Raw genomic sequence first — 17,150 nt, forward strand, 5'->3', positions numbered from 1 at the left:
CGGTCCGTCCGGCGCGCCCGGCCCGTGCGCCGTGTCCGCCGTGTTCCGCCGCCCCGCCGGTCCCCCCGTCCGGCGGGGCGCGCGCGTGCCGCCCGGCCGCGCCCGGTCGCGGCCCGCCGGTGTCCCGCCGTGCCCCGCCGGGGGCTTGGGGCCTGCGGCGATGCCCGTCGCCGGTGCCTCCCGTGCCGGCGCCGTGTCCGGGCGGCGCGGCGGCCGTTGCGCGGTCGCGGCGCCCGGTCGCCCGGGCCCGGGGGCGTGTTGCGCGGCTGTTGCGGTGAGCGTGGCGGCCGGGTCGGGCATAGTAGCGTCGTGTACGTGAAGTCGCGCACACGGCGCGGTCTTTGGCCATCGAACGGACGGGGGTCGAGTGTTGGGAAGGGGTGGTGGGTGTGGGACGGGCACGCGTGGCGGCGCGGGTGATCGTGCACCCTGGTGTGGAGGACGTGAGCGTCCAGCAGGTGCTGGAGGCGCTCGCTGATCCGGCCCGCAGGACGGTGGTGCGCACGCTCGCGCACTCGGGAGCCGATCTGAGCTGCGGTTCCTTCGACCTGCCGGTGGGGCGTTCGACCTCCAGCCACCACTTCGGTGTGCTGCGCGAGGCGGGGCTGCTGCGCCAGTACTACGTGGGCACCACCAAGATGAACGCGCTGCGCAGCGAGGAGCTGGAGCGGCGGTTCCCGGGGCTGCTGGCGGCGGTGGTGGCGGCCGCGGACGCGGAGGCCGGGCAGGGGGGCGGGGTGTGCGCGGGGCCGGGGGTGTGAGGGCGGTCCGGGCGGCGACGGTACGGGAGTTGAGCGTCCGTCGGTCGGCTCCGGCCCCCCGTGGGGCGGGGCGGGCGGGGGCGGGGCGTAGGCTTGCCGCCCATGATCGACAGCGACGACCCCGGCCGGGGACGGGACGGCACGCGCCGGTGGGTCCAGGAGCACCTCGGGCCCGGTGAACGCGTCACCGCGGTGACCGCGCTCAAGGGCGGCTGGACCTCGCGGATGCGCCGCCTGGACGTCGAACGCCCCGGCGGCGCGGACCCGTACGCGCTGGTGCTGCGCTCCTTCGTCAAACCGTTCTACCGCCGCCACGCCCCGGGGCTGCTGGCCCGCGAGGCCGCCGTGCTGCGCCTGCTGGAGGGCAGCGCCGTCCCGGCGGCGCGGCTGGTCGCGGTGGACGCGGCGGGGGCGGTGTGCGAGCACCCGTCACTGGTGATGACCCACCTGCCCGGCAGCGTGCGCCTGGCCGAGGACGGCGACGCGCCCGCCCGCGCCGACCTGCTGGCGGCCCAACTGGCCGCCGTGCACGCCCTGGCGGTCGGCGAGCGGGAGCGGCCGCGCGCCTGGCAGGCGTGGACGGCCCCCGACCGGGTCGCCGTGCCCGCCGGCACCGCCCGTACCGGCCTGTGGGAGCGGGCGGTGGAGGTGATCGGCGGCGAGGCGCCCGCGCACCACGCCTGCTTCCTGCACCGCGACTTCCACCCCGGCAACGTGCTGTTCACCGGCACGGGCACCGGCCTCGCGGTCGCCGGGGTCGTCGACTGGGTGGAGACCTCCTGGGGCCCGGCCGACCTGGACGTCGCCCACTGCGCCACCGCCCTGGCCCTGCTGCACGGCCCCGCGGCGGGCCTGGCCTTCGCCGACCGCTACACCGCCGCCGGCGGCCGCGAACTCGCCGAGGGCCGCGCGCACCTGTACTGGCGGCTGCTGGACGCCCTCGCCTTCGCCCCCGACGCGCAGAAGGTCGCCGAGCCCTGGCGGGAACTGGGCCGCACCGACCTGACACCCGCCGTGCTGACCGGGCGCCTGGAGGACTACCTGCAGGGCCTGTTCGACCGCTACGCCTGAGAGGGCCCCGGCGGTTCGGGCCGCGGCACACCGCCCGCCCGGCGTGCGGGCCGCGGCGCGGCGCGGCGGGTCCGGGCGGAGCGGGTCCGGGTGTGGTTCGGGCGGGTGCGGGGGCCGCAGGCGTGGGCGGGGCGGTCAGGCGTGGGCGGGGCGGTCAGGCGTGGGGGCCGGCGTGGGCGAGCGGCGGGGCGATGGCCTGGGCGTCGGCGCCCTGGCCCACCCACAGGCCGATCAGCAGCGCCGCCGTCGCCTCCAGCAGGTGGGCGCGCTCCAGCGGCCCGGCCGTCAGCGGCTCGCAGCCCGTGTCCCGCACCAGGGCCGCGACGGTGGCCAGCGCCCCCTCGTCGTCCCCGCACAGCGGCACCGCCAGCGCCCGCCCGTCGAAGACCGGCGGGCGCAGGTCCCACACGCTCGCGTGGCAGAGGTTGAACGCCTTGACCACCCGCGCCCCGGGGGCGGCGGCCGCGATCCGCTCGGCCGCCGAGGGCCCCCGTCCGGTGGCCAGGGCGAACCCCTCGCCCACCGGGTTGGAGCAGTCCACCACGGTGCGCCCCGCCAGCTCCCGCGCGTGCGCGCCGGCCACGGCGGGCGCGGCCCGGTGCGGGACGGCCAGCAGCACCGCGTCCCGCCCGTGCGCCACCGCCTGCCCGACCCCGCCCCACCGGGCACCGCCCGCGTCCCCCGCCGCACCGGCCGCCCGGCCCGCGTCGCGCCCGCCCACCAGCACCTCGTGCCCGGCCCGCACCCACGCGCCGCCCAGCGCCCGCGCCATCGCCCCGGTACCGACGATCCCGATCCTCATGCCACAACTCCCCTGTCCCCTGCGGCCCGTACGGACCTCGCCACGACAGTAGGCGCCGGATCGGGCACCATCCGGTACATGACCGACCACCAGGAACTTCTCGCCGACTGCCCCGCCCGCCTCGCCTTCGACCTGCTCGCCCACACCTGGGACCCGGTCGTCCTGTGGGCGCTGCGCCACGGCCCGGTGCGCCCGCACCAACTGGTGCGGCGCATCGGCGGCATCAGCCCCAAGGTCCTCAACCAGGGCCTGCACCGCCTGCGCGACGCCGGCCTCGTCGAACGCCTCCCCCGCCCCGGAACTCCCCCGCACGTCGACTACGCCCTCACGCCCCTGGGCCGCACCCTGCTCGCCCCCCTCACCGCCCTCGGCGCCTGGGCCGCCGACCACGGCGACGCCGTCACCACCGCCCAGGCCCGCGCCACCGGCTGACCACCCCCCGACCGCCCCCGCACGGACGCCCCGGCGGCGCGGCACAGGGAGAGCGGGCGGGGCGGCGCGGGGAAGGCGACCCTCCCGTTGGTCCACGACGGCACGCAGGGCCCCCCGGGGGCCGGTCCCGAACCGTGCGCCGCCGCACTCGTCGTGCCCGTGGAAGCGGACGCCGCTGCCGGCACTGTCCGTCACCGACGAGGTGACGCGCCCCGCGTCAGCGTCCGCAGCGCCCCGCCGCGCCACAACTTCCCCGTGTCGCCTCTCGAACAGCAACTCGCGCGGCAGAGCCGCCCCGGCCTTCCGGCATGACCGCGATCAAGGGCCACGGCCCGACAGCGGCCAGCCGGAGCGGCCGATCACCGTCCTCCGAACGCGGCGTGTCGCGCCCTCGCCCCGGGGCGGCTCCCGATCCCGGTGTCCGAACCAGGAGCTCCCGATCCCGCCGCCCGACCGGCCCTCACAACACCTGCCCGATACAGGCACGGATTTCGTGAAGTCGATCGTTCGTCCGCGCCGGTGACGTTCTGTCATCTCAGGGTGGACGCTGACCGCGTGTGAGGAGACATCCCTTCTGCTTCCGCATCTCGCGGGTATGCGGGTCGAGTGCATGGAGGTACGGGACGGCCTCGTGGTGATCGACGCATCGACACCGGAGGACGTGCTCGTGCCGTGTCCCGGCCGCGGGGCACGATCCGGCCGGGTGCGCAGCCGGTGCGGTCGACGGCTGGCGGACGCGCCGTGCGGCGGCCGAGGCGATGTGGTCGAACTGTCGGTCCGTCGACTGTTCTGCGACAACCACGAGTGTCGGCGGGTGACCTTCGTCGAACAGACAGACGGGCCGACCTGCCGCTACGGCGGCCGGACGCCTGTCCTGCAGCGGCTGCTCAGCGCGCGCTGATGTGCGGACCGAGAGCGCTGCCGTGCCCGGGGTCAGCGGCGGGTTGGCCGGCAGCGCTCGATGCGGTCGAGGTCGCCGGCGAGGAGGTCGCGGTGGCTGATGGTGAAGTCTCCGTTGAGCAGGGCGTCTGCTCCTCCGTAGTACTGGCCCACGACAGCGGCGGGGAGGAAGGAGCGCAGGCTGTGGCGCATGCCCTCGGGGTGGTCAACGGTATCGCCCCAGTCGGAGGGAGCCCGGTCGGTGGACAGCAGGACCCAGTGATCGACGGGGACGACAGCGTCGAGATCGGGTACTGCTCCGGTGTGGCTGTCCAGCGCGGGCACGGTCAGCCGGTCGGGGTCGAGGGGCGAGTACCACAGCAGCACGGGTTTGGCGCGCTGTGCGTCTGCGTTGTCGAAGCAGCAGAGGGCGATGGTGTGGTCGGGGAAGTGGTCGGTGTAGAAGCGCAGGAGGTCCGGGTCGAGGGATGGACGCCGGTGTGCCGGCACCTGCTGCAGTGCGGCTGGGATCGCGGTGGGGTCAGCGGCCAGGAGCACCGTGTAGACGTCGTGCTCGAAGACCTGGACGGCCTCCGGCTCCGCGCTCATCCACGCGATCTCGTCGACTGCGACGGAGACGGGCCGAACGGCGGCAACCATGCGCTCCAGGACGTCGCCACTGCGTCCGACGGAGAGGAAGTGCCCCGGGGTGAGCTGCTCGGTGGGCAGGTGCAGCAGCAGCGCGTTCGGACCACCGGCGAGGTTGACGGCGGTGTTCTGGTAGCCCAGGACATGAATGAGGCCGTGCACGGGGTGGTGCCGGCGACCGCAGTACACGATCGTGCCGGAGAACGCGGCCTCACTGGTCGAGATGCACATGGTGGCAAGGTAGCGCCCCCGTTCGTGCGGGAACCGGGAGGGTCTGCGAGACTCCCGCTCTCACGCGCACACAGACCGTGACGGCCTGCTGATCACTTTCACGGAGTCTGTGCCTGAACCCAGAACACCTGCCCGATACAGGCGCGGCATCCCGCACGACCCGCAGGGACCCGCAGGACCCGCGCCGCCCTCCCGGGGGCAGCGCGCCGGGAGGGCGCACGCGCCGCGCCCCGCACGGGATCGGCGGGGCGCAGCGTGTGGCCGGTGGTCTCCGGGGCCGGCCGGGGCTGGGGCCGACGGTGGGTCAGGGGGTGTGGCGGGCGCTTCTCGGGGCCGGTGCGGGTGCGGGTGCGGGTCAGGGGGTCGGGGCGGGGTGTGCCCGCTCCGGCCGCTCCGGCCGCTCCGGCCGCTCCTGGCGGTCCTGGCGGTTCTGGCCGGGGTCGAGGCGGCGGCGCAGGAGGACGGCGGTGAGGGCGGCCGCGGCGAGGGCGGCGCCGGCCAGGGGCAGGTGGCGGGGGCCGGCGGTGGTGACGACGGCTCCGCCGAGGGTGGTGCCCAGGGTGATGCCGAGGTTGGAGAAGGAGATGAAGAGGCTGTTGCCGAACTCGGGGGCGTCGGTGGCGTCGCGGGCGAGCCAGGCCTGGGTCACGGCCAGGCCGCCGGAGTGGACGGCGCCCCAGAGCAGGACGGTGGCGAGCATGGCGGCGGGGTGGGGGCCGGCGGCGTCGAGGAGGAGGTAGAGGGCGAGGTAGAGGATCGGGTAGGCGGTGACGGTGCGCAGGGGGGCGCGTTCCAGCAGGCGGCCGAAGACGAGGTTGCCGGCGGTCATGACGACGCCGAAGGCCATCAGGGCGGGGCCGGTGAGGGAGGCGTCGAGGCCGGTGACGTTCTGGAGGTATTCGGCGATGTAGCCGTAGCCGCTGAACATCGCGGCGAACACCAGGGTGACGGCGGCGACGGCCAGCCACAGCCGGCCCCGGCGCAGGATGCGCAGCTGGCCGGCGTAGGTGGGGCGTCGGGTGTCGGGCAGGTCGGGGAAGAAGGCGAGGACGCCGGCGCAGGCGATCAGGTTGAGGGCGGCGGCGCTCCAGAACGCGGCGGGCAGGCAGAGGTGGTCGGCGAGGTAGGAGGTGAGGGGGACGCCGAACGCGAAGCCGGCGCTGACGCCGGCGAAGACGGTGGTGGCGGCGCGCGCGGCTCTTCCGGGTGCGGCGAGGCGGGTGGCGGCGGTGAGGGCGAGGGCGAAGAAGACGGGGTGGAACAGGGCGGGCAGGATCCGCAGGGCGAGGACGAGGGGGAAGGAGTCGCTGAGCGCGTAGAGCGCGTTGGAGCCGGCGAAGACGGCAAGTGCCGTGGCCAGTACGGTCTTTCGGCGCAGGCGCGAGGCGAGCAGGACGCCGGCGGGGCCGGTGGCGGCGACGGTGAGGGCGAAGGCGCCGACGAGCCATCCGGCGGTGGCGGGGGCCACGTGCAGGCGTTCGGCCAGGGCGGGCAGGACGCCGACGACGCCCATCTCGGTGGTGATGATGCCGAACACGCCCAGGGCCAGGACCGGGACGGCCAGGGCGTTTGGGGCGGGAGCGGTGCGGTGCACGACAGCCTCCAATAGATACACAAATCTAGATAGTTGGATACGTAAGGGCGAAGAAAAGGGGCGCCGACCTGGCGCCCCTGCACGGAGGGGAGTGCGGTGCGCACGTCCGCACGCGTGCGCGTGCATGTGCGCGCACACGTGGGTGTGGGCGTGGGTGGGTGTGTACGCGTGGGTGTTGTACGTGAGTGTTGTGCGTGGGTGTCAGAGTTCGTCGCGCGCGTAGGCGGCGAAGGCGGCGATGGTCTCCTCGTTGCGCCGGTAGAAGGTCCACTTGCCGACGCGCTCGGACACCAGCAGTCCGGCCTCGCGCAGGATCTGGAGGTAGCCGGAGACCACCGACTGGGACAGCCCCGAGCGTTCCTGGATGTCGGTGACGCACACGCCGATGTGGAAGCCGACGCCGCGCTCGCGGTAGTACGGCTCGTCGAAGTAGCGCTCGGGCGTCTTGAGCCAGCGCAGGAAGTCCGCGCGCGCCGGGTTGGCGAGCGCCTTGTGCACGGCCAGCGGGTCCAGCTCCACCGCGCACCCTCCTTCCCGTCGCCCGGCCCCTCGCCGGACGTATCTAATATTCTGGATACGACCTTGAGGTGTCAAGGCGGGCCCCCGGGGCGGACGGGCCGGAACGGCGGCCGGGGCCGGAGGGCGGGACGGGCGGGCGGGGTGGGTGCGCGCCGGGTGGCGTGCGACCCTGGACCACGGCGGCGCGGGTGGTGCGGCGGCGCGCCGGTGATTCACCCCCACGAGCGATTGTGACGCTGTGCGCAGCGTCGGACACTCTGGGTATCCGGAGGGCTCGTGGGGGGCCCTCCCGGCGCGAGGAGAGCCGTCATGGCCGCAAGCGAACCCACCGCCTCCCAGGTCCCGCAGATCACGGGCGCCCTGCAGTCCGCCGGCGGGGAGCAGCGCCTCGCGGACGTCGGCGGCAACGTCGGTGCCGTGTGGCGGGGCTGGGTGATGTGGGGTCCGGGCAACGGGACGTTCAACCTGCAGATCCCGTGGAACGTGATCGGGATCGACTCGACGGTGGTCATCACGGCCTCCGAGACCGATTCCAACGGGAACCGGTTCGTCGGTGCCGCGCCCTTCCAGGTGTCGAGCATCGCCCCCGGCAACGGGGTGGTGACCTTCAAGATCAGTATCGGCTGGAACAGCCCGCTGACGATGCGCACCGACGTCCTGGTCCTCAACTGACCCGGCCTGCCGGGCCGGTGGCCGCACCGTCGCGGTGACGGACCGGTGCCCCTCGCCCCGTCGCGCCCGCGGATCCCCCCGCGGGCGCCGCGGGGCGGGCGCCTTTCCGGGCGCCGGGCGCCGGGCGCCGGGCGCCGGGCGCCGGGGGCCGGGGGCGTCCGGGGGCGGGGCACCGGGGGCGGGTCAGTCGTCGGCGGCGACCAGGAGGGTGACGGTGTCCGCGGCGCGGTCGACGAGGACGAGTTCGTGGAAGTCGGTGTGGACGGGGCCGTAGTCGTGGCGGGCGTCCTCGGGAGGGTGCACGAGCAGGTAGCGGGCGTGGGCCCGGCGGGCGGGGGCGTGGACCTCCCGCTCCAGCCGCGCGAGCAGCGCCGGCGGCACCGGGCCGTGCTGCTGCGTCCACGCCTCGACGAGGTCGACCGCCGCCTGCGCCGGCACGGGCGCGTAGCTGTCGGGCGTGATCCGCTCCACCCACCACTGCCCGTGCCGCGGCCAGTCCCGGGCCCCGGCCCCGTCGTAGGTGTCCCGGAACTGCGGGTGCGCGATCAGCGCGGCCAGCACGTCCCGGTCGCGTACCCCGGCGACCGGCCCGAAGCGCTTGATGTCGACCCACCGGAAGGCGTGCCGGTTCCCCTCGAAGCCGAAGTCCCCGAAGTCGACCAGCGTCCGCTCCAGGTGGACGAGTTCCGCCGTGGTCTCCATGCCCCGCATCGTAGGGGGTTCCCGCGCTGCCGCGCCTCCCTCCCCGCCCGGCCCCTGCCCCGACCCTCCCCGATCCCTGCCCGGTCCGTCCCCCGGGGCCGGGGTGACGGGTGGCGGGCTCAGGCCGTGGCGGGGGCCCCGCCGGGGGCGGGGGTGCGCACGACGGCATCCAGGGCCGGGGCGATGACGGCGAAACAGTTCTCCGTCAGCACCGCGATGTCCACCCCGCCGCCGTCCCCGCCCGCGCCCTCACCGCTGCCGGCGTCGTCGACATCGGCGGCGTCGTCGGCGGTGCTCCAGCGCTGCAGGACGGTGTGGAAGGCCGCCAGCGCCATGTCCGCGGCCAGCCGCGGGTACAGCTCGCGCGCGGCGTCCAGGCCCAGGCGCTCGGCGAGCTGCGCGGCGAGCTCGTCGCGCCACTGCGCCTGGCGTTCCAGGAAGCGGGCGAGCAGGGCGGGGGTGGTGAGGATCAGCCGCACCACCCTGCGGGCGCGTTCCTCGTGCCCGGCGCAGTCCTCCACGCAGCGCCACACCGCGTGCCGCAGCGCGACCGAGGGCGTCTCCCCGGCCGGGCGGGCGGCCAGTTCCTCGCGCATGGCGGTGCCGAGCGCGGCCAGGAACTGGACGACCACGTCCTCCTTGGACGCGAAGTAGCGGAAGAAGGTGCGCTTGGACACCCCCGCGGCGGTGGCGATCTCGTCCACCGTGACGGCGTCGAACCCGCCGCCGGCCAGCAGGTCCAGGGCCGCGCGGGTCAGCTCGTCGGCGACGAGCTGGCGCTTGCGCTGGGCCAGGGTGGCGGCGGGTCGGGAGGTCACCGCCCCATCCTAGCCCCCACGCCATACACGTCATCGAACGTCAGTCTTGACACTTGGTGACATGCAGGGCAGCGTGAGCCGTATGACACCGAGCAACCGGACCCCCGACCCCGCCCCGGACCTCAGCGGGCGGGTGTTCGTCGTCACCGGCGCCGCCGGCGGCCTGGGCCTGGCCACCACCACCGCCCTCGCCCGCCGCGGCGCCCACGTCGTCCTCGCCGTACGCGACGAGGCCAAGGGCCACCGCGCCACCGCCCACCTGCGCGCCGAACACAGCGGCGCCCGCCTGGACGTACGCCGCCTGGACCTCGCCGACCCCGACAGCGTGCACGCCTTCGCCCGGCGCCTGCGCGACGACGGCGTCCACCCCGACGTCCTGGTCAACAACGCCGGCGTCATGGCACCCCCGCGCACCCTCACCCCCCACGGCCACGAACTCCAGCTCGCCGTCAACCACCTCGGCCACTTCGCCCTCACCGCCCACCTCATCGACCTGCTCGCCCGCGGCCGCGACCCCCGCGTGGTCACCGTCACCTCCGCCAACCACCGCCGCGCCCGCATCGACTTCGACGACCTGAACGGCGAACACGCCTACTCCCCCATGGGCCACTACAACCAGTCCAAACTCGCCAACGCCGTCTTCGCCCTCGAACTGCACCGCCGCCTGAACGCCGCCCGCAGCCCCGTGCGCAGCGTGCTCGCCCACCCCGGCTACGCCGCCACCGCCCTGCCCCGCGCCGGCACCGTCGCCGGGGTGCGGCTGCTGTTCGGACACCTGCTGCGCCCGCTCGCGCAGTCCCCCGCCCGCGGGGCGCTGGCCCAGCTGCACGCGGCGACCGCGCCGCAGGTGCGCGGCGGGGAACTGTACGGGCCGAGCGGCCTCGGCGAACTGCGCGGAACGCCCGCGCTCACCTCGCCCGCGCCCCGCGCGCAGGACGAGGCGGTGGGACGGCGGCTGTGGGAGGTGTCGCAGGAACTGACCGGGGTGCCCTTCACCGTCCCCGGGACCGACGGCGCCTGACCCCGCGCCCGGGACAGGGCCGGGGCCGGGCAAGGGCCGGGGTGGGGCCGGGGGTGATGGCCCGTCACCGTCCGCCCCGGCCCCCGCACGGGCGACCGGACTGCCGGACGGGGCGGGGCCGGACCGGGGAAAGCCGGGTACGCGGCGGCGGAACGCCCTGCCACGACGGCGGACACGGACGACGACACCGCCGGGCCCGCTCCCCCGGGCCCGCGAGCCCCGTGACGGCACAGCCGGTCCCGCGCCCGGTCGCCGACGACGGACGCCCGGCCCCATCTACGGGACCACCTGGCACCGCACCCCCACCGGCCCCGCCACCCCGAACCTCGGCCACGGCCCCACCACCGGCGCCCCCACCGGCGCCCCCACCGGCCCGGCCGGTGGTCGCCCACCGCGCGGCGCAGCCGGGCCGGACCCCCGCACCCCGGCGCCGCCCCGGGGCGCAGCCGCCAACTGCCGCAGGCCGCGGGCGGGTTACGGCCGGGCGGGCGCCTTCGGTGCCGGACCGGCGTGCGCATCCGGGCCGCCCCCGCCCGTGCGGGGGCGGGCGTTGCCCGAGGTCGCCCGCGCGGGGGCGCCGGGACGCCGTACCGTGCCGCGGCCCACCGGTGTCGCGCCGCGGTCCGCGGGTGCGCTCAGACGTGGAACGGGTCCTCCAGGACCGGGACGCAGGGCGACAGCAGCGGCTCGGGGCCCTCGGCCGCCCGTCCGCGGACCATCCTGGTGACGCGCACCTCGTTCTCGTGCCCGGGGTCCTCGTCGGCGCGCACGTGCAGCAGGCCGTACGAGCCCGGTGCCCGTGTCCCGACCTCCCGGAAGAAGGACGGGATCCGCTCGTCACGGTGGTCGGTGAAGCCCGCGAGGTGGACGAACGGCTCGCCGTTCATCCACCTCGGGTCCAGCAGGTAGGGGCCGGCGATCTCCCGGATCCGCCGTGCGAGGTCCTCGGTGATCTCCCGCAGCCGGTCCTCGCCGTCCTCGTCGTCGGTGGCGGCGCTGTGCGCGACCTCGATCCGGCCGTGGTACTCGAACACGGCCCGCACCCCACCGACGGGCCCCACCACGCCCCGGGGCCGGGGTCGGGGGTCCGGTCGGTGGCCGCCCCCTGGCGGGGTCCGGGGCGGGCAGTAGGATCGGCGGCGTTGCATCCCGTACACACCGCTGGTAGGAGGCTTTTCATGGCTCAGGTCACGATGAAGGGGAACCCGGTGCAGGTCGGTGGCGCGCTGCCCGCCGCCGGCAGCCAGGCTCCCGGGTTCACGCTGGTCGGCGAGGGGCTCGCGGACGTGTCCCTGAAGGACTTCGCGGGCAAGCGCAAGGTCCTGAACATCTTCCCCAGCATCGACACCCCCACCTGCGCGACCTCGGTGCGCACGTTCAACGCCAAGGCCGGTTCGCTGGACAACACCGTGGTGCTGTGCGTGTCGGCCGACCTGCCGTTCGCGCAGGCCCGGTTCTGCGGCGCCGAGGGCCTGGAGAACGTCAAGACCCTCTCCACTCTGCGCGGGCGGGACTTCCACGACGTGTACGGCGTGGCGATCGCCGACGGCCCGCTGGCCGGCCTGACCGCCCGCGCCGTCGTCGTCCTGGACGAGAACGACACCGTCCTGCACACCGAGCTGGTCGCGGAGATCGCCGACGAGCCGAACTACGAGGCCGCGCTCGCCGTCCTCAACTGACCCGCCCGGCACCGCACATCCCCGGTGCCGCCCCGCAGTCCGCGTCCACGGTCCGTGTCCGCGGTCCGCGTCCGTGACGGCCCGCCCCCGCGCCCTCCCCCGCCCGCCCCGAAGGCGGCGGGCAGGGACGGCGGCGGGCCGCCGCACACCCACCCCCCGGCCCGCACCCCCCGGCCCGGCCGGCCGCCCGCCCCGGGACGTGGCGCGGCGGACCTCCCCGCCCCCGCCCGCGTCGGGGCAGGGGGCCGGCGGCGTCGACGCCGCGGCCGCCCTCACCGTGACACGACCGGCACAGGACGGTCGAAGGAGAAGCACGCATGGATCTCGCCGGGAAGAACGTGGTGGTCACCGGAGCCGGACGCGGCTTCGGCAGGGCCCTGGCCCTGCACGCCGGCCGCAGCGGCGCGCGCCTGTTCCTCTCCGCCCGCACGCTCGCCGCCGCCCGCAACACCGCCCGCGAGGTGACGGCCGACAGCGGCGCCCACGTGGACGCGTTCGCCTGCGACCTGGCCGACCCGGCCACCGTACGGGACTTCGCGCAGGCCGTCGCCGCCCGCACCGACCGGGTGGACGTGCTCGTCAACAACGGCGCCCGCTACCTGCACGGCCCCGACCTGTGGGACGCCGACGACGAGGCGATCACCGACACCGTCGCCTCCGCCGCCACCGGCACCCTGCTGACCGTCAAACACTTCCTGCCCCTGCTGCGCGCCTCCGCCGGCGCCGACGTCGTCAACCTGGTCTCCTCGGCCGCCGAGACCCGCAACCACCGCTCCGAGGCCCACCCCGCGTTCTACGCCGCCAAGGCCGCCCAGGCCGGCTTCGCCGACGTCCTGTCCCACCGGCTGCGCCCCGAGGGCATCCGGGTCATCTCCCTCTACCCGCCGGACTTCACGGACGGCGACCCGCTCCACCCCGACTGGGACCACACCTCCCGCAGCGCGGACGACCCGCTGAGCGCCCGGTCCGTCCTCGACTGCGTCCTGTTCGCGATCGGCCAGCCCCGGGACTGCTTCATCCGCTCCTTCCACTTCGAGCAGCTGTAGCCCCCGGCACCCGGCGCCGGGCGTAGCAGCGAGAGGCGAGGGCGGTGCCGGCCGCGTCGAGACGGTCCGGGTGGTGGCGGCGCACGGCCGAACGCCGCCGTGCCGGCCGCGCGTTCGCGCCCCGCACCGGCCCGCACCCGCGGCCGGGCCGCCACGGCACCGCCCTCGGGGAAGCCGAACGGCCACGACACAATCGGCGCATGAGCGATCCTCCGAGCCAGGCGTGGGACTTCCGACTCCGGGCCGCGGCGGACCAGGACGAGTACTGCCGCGTTCCCGGCCGATCCTGGATCCCGCCCATCCTCGAGGACCTGGTCCTCGCCGCGAGAAACACCCCGCTGAGCCGCTACTACCCCTTCACCAGCCATGCGTCACTGCGCTTCGGCACAGGGCCCCGGTGGTGGCTCGGCGACGGCGAGGTCCTGGCCCACGCCATCGCCCTCGTCCCCGAAGGCCGCTACCTCGTCCACACCCAGGCCTCGCCCGACCGGCCGCCCACGGTGGCCCTCGAAACCGCCAGCGCCGAGGAGGCACTGGCCAGGCTCGCGGAACCGGCCGCCGCCTCCTCCTCCTGAACCCCGCCCACCCTCCCACCGGCCCGAGCGCCCGGGGGCCGGGAGCGGGAACGGCACGGCCGGCGGCGTGCCCGGCAGGACGCCCAAGGGGGCGCTCAGGGGGACCGGGTCCCGGTGGCGGCGCGGTCCGACGGCGCACCGGGCGGGCCCGGTGTCACGGGAGCCAGGGACGGCACGGGGGTTGCGGGCGGCGCGGGAGCCAGGGACGGCACGGGGTCGTCCGGTCGAAGCGGCCGGTCGGCTCGTGCCGGCGGCACGGGCCGGTCAGGGCCTCCTGCGGGCAGAGCACGAACTCCGCGCGGTCAGCGGGGCGTTGACGACGCCCGCGGCGGCGCACCGGTCGATCCCGAGGGCCACACCGCTCACCTCCGCGGCGTTGTTCCCGACCGTTCCCTCCTCGACCCCGCGGTCGCAGGACACGATGTCGTCGTGCAGGCTCACCGCGTCCACGAACGCGTTCACCGCGGTGCGCAGCGCCCGGTCGTGACCACGTGCCGCTGCTCGCCGCCGCCGTCCTCGCCCGATGGCGGCGGCCGGTCACCGTGGGAGCCGCGCTCCTCACGGTCGGCGGACCGCGCCGGTACGAGCGGGCCGGCCCGGAGCCGGCCGCCCCGGACACGGGCGTGCCACCCCGGACACGGGGTGGCACAGGTCCGGGGCGGCACAGGTCCGGGGCGGCACAGGCCCGGGACGGCACAGGCCCGGGACGGCACAGGCCCGGGACGGCACAGGCCCGGGACGGCCGGCGGCGGGTGGCCGGCGGCCGGGGGCCGGGGGCGGGTGGCCGGCGGCCGCCCGCCGGGCCCGGGCCCGCCGGGGGGCGTTCAGGTGATGGAGGCCCCGGAGTCGATGCTGATGACCTGGCCGGTCATGCAGTCCTGGTCGAGGAACAGGGTGATCGAGCGGGCGACCTCGCGCGGGGTGACGAACCGCGGCACCGGGACCTTCTCGCGCATGCCCGCCACGACGTGCTCGGGCAGGGTGTCCGTCATGCCGGTGATCATGAAGCCGGGCGACAGGGCGTTGACGGTCACCCCCCTGCGCCCGCACTCCGCCGCGAGGGTACGGGTCAGCCCGATCAGGCCGGCCTTGGACGCCGCGTAGGCGGTCTGCCCGGCGGTGGCGATCAGCGCCGACGGGGAGACGATGTTGACCACCCGCCCCCAGCGCGCCCGCAGCATCGCCGGCACGCACGCACGCGCGGTGTGGAAGGAGCCGACGAGGTTGGTGTCGATCACCTGCCGCCACTGCGCCGGGTCCTGCATCGCCATCAGCGCGTCCTTGCGGATCGCCCCGTTGTTGACGAGCACGTCCACCGGCCCGAGCTCCGCCTCGATCCGCCCGTACATCGCGCCGACCGCGTCCCAGTCCGCGACCGAGCCGGTCACCAGCACGTGCTCGTTGACGAGCTGGGCGGCGACCTTCTCCGCGCCCTCGCGCGAGCTGTTGTAGTGCACCGCGACCCGGCAGCCCGCCGCGTCCAGGGCCAGCGCCAGCTCACTGCCCAGCCCCCCGGAGGCACCGGTGACCAGCGCCACCGGCGACGGCGGCCGCACACCGAAAGCGTCCCTGCCGCTCACCGCGCCACCCCTCCCCACGTCAGCAGGACCGAACCCCACGTCATACCAGCGCCGAACCCGGCCAGCAGCACCGTGTCACCGTCCTTGATCCGCCCCGCGTCCAGCGCCTCCGCCAACGCGATCGGGATCGACCCCGACGCGGTGTTGCCGTAGCGCTCCAGATTCGTCACCAGCCGGTCGGCCGGGATACCGGTGTGGGAGAGCACCGAGTTGATGATCCGGATGTTCGCCTGGTGCGGCACCACGTGGTCGACCTGCTCCGGCGTGATCTTCGCCTGCTCCAGCGTCTCGCGGATCGTGCGCACCGTGTAGCGCACCGCGTTCAGATAGATCTCGTTGCCGTTGATCTGCGCGTAGTGCAGACCCCGGGCGACGGTGTCCGCGGTGGTCGGCATCCGCGAACCCCCCGCCAGGACCTTCAGACTGTCCTTGCACGAGCCGTCCGCGCCCAGGTTCCACGCCCGGATCCGGTCCACCGCCCCCGGCCGCAGGACCACCGCCCCCGCACCGTCGCCCACCAGGATCGACAGGTCCCGGTCGGCGGGGTTCGCGGTCAGCGTGTGCGTGTCCGAGCCGATCACCAGGATCGGCCGCGGATCCATCCGCAACAGGCCCGCCGCCGTCACCAGCGCGTACACGAACCCGGCACACTCGGAATTCACGTCGTGCGCGCTGCCCGCGATCGCGAGCTCGTCGTGGACGAACGCCGACGTCGCCGGCGAGGGCTGCTCCGGCGTCGCCGTCGCCACGATCAGATGCGCGATGTCCGCACCCGTCAGCCCCGCGCGCTCCAGCGCCCGGCGCCCGGCCTCGACGGCCATCGACGCCGTGGTCTGCCCCTCGCCCACGGCCCTGCGTTCACGGATCCCGCACCGCGAGACGATCCAGTGCTCGTCCACACCGAAACGCTGCGCGAGTTCGGCACTGGTCACCACCCGTTCGGGAACCGACATCCCCCAGCCGGTGACGTCGAAACCGCTCACCACGCGACCCCTCTCTCCCTCTCCCGCTCCGCCGCCGCGCCCGGACTCAGTTACCGGCGGCCGGCACGAGCGCCAGGATCCGCTCGTGGACCACACGCAGCGTCGTGGTGTCGTCGATGTCCGCGAACAGCGACTCGTCCGCCGGGATGTGCGGGTACTGGTTCTGGAAGCCGTACAGCCACTCCATCAGGTCCAGCGAATCGACGTCCGCGATGTGCTGCAACGCCGCGTCCGCGTCGATCTCCTGGGCACCGGAGACCGCCTGGAGCTGCTGGGCCAGGTCCTCGATCGTGGGGATCTGAGACATCAGTGATCGTTCCTCTCCACGCCCACCACACGGTGGACGCCGTCAACGCATCGAAAGAAGCAGGACAGAAAACACCACCCACACACCACCCCCGGCCCCGACCCGCACCCACACCCCCCACCGCCCACGCCGCCCACGCCGCCGCCCGCAACGGGCCCCGCTACGAGCCCCGCCCGCACCCGCACCCGGCCCCGGCACTCCTCGCACCCCCGACCCCCGGGAACACACCACACACAACCGACAACACAAAGGGGGGCAGGGCGAACAGGAACACCGACAACAGGCCGGCCGACAGACACGAACACAACACACGGACAAGCGGACGAACGGGCGGGACGGACGGACGGACGGGCGGACGGGCGGGCGGACGGGCGGGACAGGCGGGCGAACAGGCGGGACGGCCGGGCGGACGGGCAGGCGGAACAGCCGGCACCGACAACACCGGGAACACAACGGCGACAGCGCCCACACCCCCCGCACCAGCGCACAACACGCCGTCCGGGAACCGAAGCACCCCCCGGGGACGGACCCCGGAAGCCGTGCGTCTTGCCGAAACCGCATGAAACCCGCTCCCACGCAACCGGCCCGCAACCCACCCGGCCCCCACTGCCTTGCGCACCGCTTGCGAGACACGCGCTTACCTGACCCACAACACACCGCACCCGCACGCAACCACCCGCCCCCGGGCAGCACCCGGCCACCCGGAACGGCACCCGCCGAACACACCGCAACACACCGAACACGACAGAGCCGCCGACCCCGGGAACCAACCGACCCGGCCAGCAACCCAGTTCGACCGGAAACACCGCACAAGGGCGGCACCCAACCGC

20 protein-coding genes are annotated in these 17,150 nt (G+C 75.3%); 9 read left to right on the top strand and 11 right to left on the bottom strand.

Annotation, left to right across the window (positions count from 1 at the left end; genetic code table 11):
• The first annotated feature begins 389 nt into the window (after nt 1–389).
• Nucleotides 390–761 carry a helix-turn-helix transcriptional regulator gene (locus tag ACFVHV_RS30105; protein WP_359911921.1) on the top strand — a complete coding sequence of 124 codons (372 nt, stop codon included), beginning with the start codon at nt 390–392 and terminating at the stop codon, nt 759–761.
• Nucleotides 762–863: 102 nt separating this feature from the next.
• A complete protein-coding gene (locus ACFVHV_RS30110; RefSeq protein WP_359911923.1) occupies nt 864–1,832 on the top strand; it encodes an aminoglycoside phosphotransferase family protein in 969 nt (322 codons plus the stop codon).
• 154 nt (nt 1,833–1,986) lie between these two features.
• Here ACFVHV_RS30110 and ACFVHV_RS30115 read toward each other — a convergent pair whose 3' ends face one another.
• Nucleotides 1,987–2,634 (bottom strand): NAD(P)-binding domain-containing protein, encoded by a 648-nt coding sequence (locus ACFVHV_RS30115; RefSeq protein WP_359911926.1) that lies wholly within the window; start codon nt 2,632–2,634, stop codon nt 1,987–1,989.
• 78 nt (nt 2,635–2,712) lie between these two features.
• Here ACFVHV_RS30115 and ACFVHV_RS30120 point away from each other — a divergent pair, with 78 nt between their 5' ends.
• Together ACFVHV_RS30120 and ACFVHV_RS30125 are read left to right on the top strand one after the other, a co-directional pair.
• Nucleotides 2,713–3,066, top strand: coding sequence for a winged helix-turn-helix transcriptional regulator (locus ACFVHV_RS30120; RefSeq protein ID WP_380355144.1), 354 nt, complete (start codon nt 2,713–2,715; stop codon nt 3,064–3,066).
• Between the two features lie 631 nt (nt 3,067–3,697).
• Nucleotides 3,698–3,967, top strand: a complete 270-nt coding sequence (locus ACFVHV_RS30125) for a hypothetical protein (protein WP_359911932.1) — start codon at nt 3,698–3,700, stop codon at nt 3,965–3,967.
• 32 nt (nt 3,968–3,999) lie between these two features.
• Here ACFVHV_RS30125 and ACFVHV_RS30130 read toward each other — a convergent pair whose 3' ends face one another.
• The 3 genes from ACFVHV_RS30130 to ACFVHV_RS30140 form a co-directional block, all read right to left on the bottom strand.
• Nucleotides 4,000–4,824, bottom strand: coding sequence for a hypothetical protein (locus ACFVHV_RS30130; protein ID WP_380355147.1), 825 nt, complete (start codon nt 4,822–4,824; stop codon nt 4,000–4,002).
• 355 nt (nt 4,825–5,179) lie between these two features.
• Nucleotides 5,180–6,418, bottom strand: a complete 1,239-nt coding sequence (locus ACFVHV_RS30135) for an MFS transporter (RefSeq protein WP_380355150.1) — start codon at nt 6,416–6,418, stop codon at nt 5,180–5,182.
• Between the two features lie 201 nt (nt 6,419–6,619).
• Nucleotides 6,620–6,937, bottom strand: coding sequence for a metalloregulator ArsR/SmtB family transcription factor (locus tag ACFVHV_RS30140; RefSeq protein ID WP_359911941.1), 318 nt, complete (start codon nt 6,935–6,937; stop codon nt 6,620–6,622).
• Nucleotides 6,938–7,246: 309 nt separating this feature from the next.
• On the opposite strand from ACFVHV_RS30140, the gene ACFVHV_RS30145 reads away from it, so the two are divergent.
• Entirely contained in the window at nt 7,247–7,609 is a 363-nt protein-coding gene (locus ACFVHV_RS30145) for a hypothetical protein (protein ID WP_380355152.1), read from the top strand.
• 183 nt (nt 7,610–7,792) lie between these two features.
• Here ACFVHV_RS30145 and ACFVHV_RS30150 read toward each other — a convergent pair whose 3' ends face one another.
• Together ACFVHV_RS30150 and ACFVHV_RS30155 are read right to left on the bottom strand one after the other, a co-directional pair.
• Nucleotides 7,793–8,311, bottom strand: coding sequence for a hypothetical protein (locus ACFVHV_RS30150; RefSeq protein ID WP_359911947.1), 519 nt, complete (start codon nt 8,309–8,311; stop codon nt 7,793–7,795).
• 119 nt (nt 8,312–8,430) lie between these two features.
• Nucleotides 8,431–9,129, bottom strand: coding sequence for a TetR family transcriptional regulator (locus tag ACFVHV_RS30155; RefSeq protein ID WP_359911950.1), 699 nt, complete (start codon nt 9,127–9,129; stop codon nt 8,431–8,433).
• An 82-nt stretch (nt 9,130–9,211) separates the two neighbouring features.
• Between ACFVHV_RS30155 and ACFVHV_RS30160 the strand changes: the two genes are divergently transcribed.
• Nucleotides 9,212–10,150: an oxidoreductase gene (locus ACFVHV_RS30160; protein ID WP_359911953.1), complete on the top strand. Its 939-nt coding sequence runs from the start codon at nt 9,212–9,214 to the stop codon at nt 10,148–10,150.
• Nucleotides 10,151–10,785: 635 nt separating this feature from the next.
• Here ACFVHV_RS30160 and ACFVHV_RS30165 read toward each other — a convergent pair.
• Nucleotides 10,786–11,184, bottom strand: coding sequence for an Imm7 family immunity protein (locus tag ACFVHV_RS30165; protein WP_380355157.1), 399 nt, complete (start codon nt 11,182–11,184; stop codon nt 10,786–10,788).
• 144 nt (nt 11,185–11,328) lie between these two features.
• Here ACFVHV_RS30165 and tpx point away from each other — a divergent pair, with 144 nt between their 5' ends.
• From tpx to ACFVHV_RS30180, 3 genes are all read left to right on the top strand, one after another.
• Complete coding sequence (gene tpx / locus ACFVHV_RS30170) at nt 11,329–11,829, top strand: thiol peroxidase (protein ID WP_380355160.1); 501 nt, start codon at nt 11,329–11,331, stop codon at nt 11,827–11,829.
• Between the two features lie 317 nt (nt 11,830–12,146).
• A complete protein-coding gene (locus ACFVHV_RS30175) occupies nt 12,147–12,875 on the top strand; it encodes an SDR family oxidoreductase (protein WP_380355163.1) in 729 nt (242 codons plus the stop codon).
• Between the two features lie 200 nt (nt 12,876–13,075).
• A complete protein-coding gene (locus tag ACFVHV_RS30180; RefSeq protein ID WP_380355165.1) occupies nt 13,076–13,450 on the top strand; it encodes a hypothetical protein in 375 nt (124 codons plus the stop codon).
• Nucleotides 13,451–13,714: 264 nt separating this feature from the next.
• On the opposite strand, the gene ACFVHV_RS30185 is transcribed toward ACFVHV_RS30180, so the two are convergent.
• The 4 genes from ACFVHV_RS30185 to ACFVHV_RS30200 all read right to left on the bottom strand — a co-directional run bounded on the left by ACFVHV_RS30185 (nt 13,715) and on the right by ACFVHV_RS30200 (nt 16,320).
• Nucleotides 13,715–13,912 carry a hypothetical protein gene (locus ACFVHV_RS30185; RefSeq protein ID WP_359911968.1) on the bottom strand — a complete coding sequence of 66 codons (198 nt, stop codon included), beginning with the start codon at nt 13,910–13,912 and terminating at the stop codon, nt 13,715–13,717.
• A gap of 362 nt (nt 13,913–14,274) precedes the next feature.
• A complete protein-coding gene (locus tag ACFVHV_RS30190; RefSeq protein ID WP_359914065.1) occupies nt 14,275–15,030 on the bottom strand; it encodes an SDR family NAD(P)-dependent oxidoreductase in 756 nt (251 codons plus the stop codon).
• Nucleotides 15,027–16,013 carry a 3-oxoacyl-ACP synthase III family protein gene (locus ACFVHV_RS30195; RefSeq protein WP_380355169.1) on the bottom strand — a complete coding sequence of 329 codons (987 nt, stop codon included), beginning with the start codon at nt 16,011–16,013 and terminating at the stop codon, nt 15,027–15,029. Before ACFVHV_RS30195 ends, ACFVHV_RS30190 begins: the two co-directional genes overlap by 4 nt.
• 46 nt (nt 16,014–16,059) lie before the next feature.
• Nucleotides 16,060–16,320 carry a hypothetical protein gene (locus ACFVHV_RS30200; RefSeq protein ID WP_224279085.1) on the bottom strand — a complete coding sequence of 87 codons (261 nt, stop codon included), beginning with the start codon at nt 16,318–16,320 and terminating at the stop codon, nt 16,060–16,062.
• Nucleotides 16,321–17,150 lie beyond the last annotated feature (830 nt).

The organism is Kitasatospora sp. NPDC127116, assembly GCF_042677365.1.
Classification (GTDB): Bacteria; Actinomycetota; Actinomycetes; order Streptomycetales; family Streptomycetaceae; genus Kitasatospora; species Kitasatospora lactacystinica.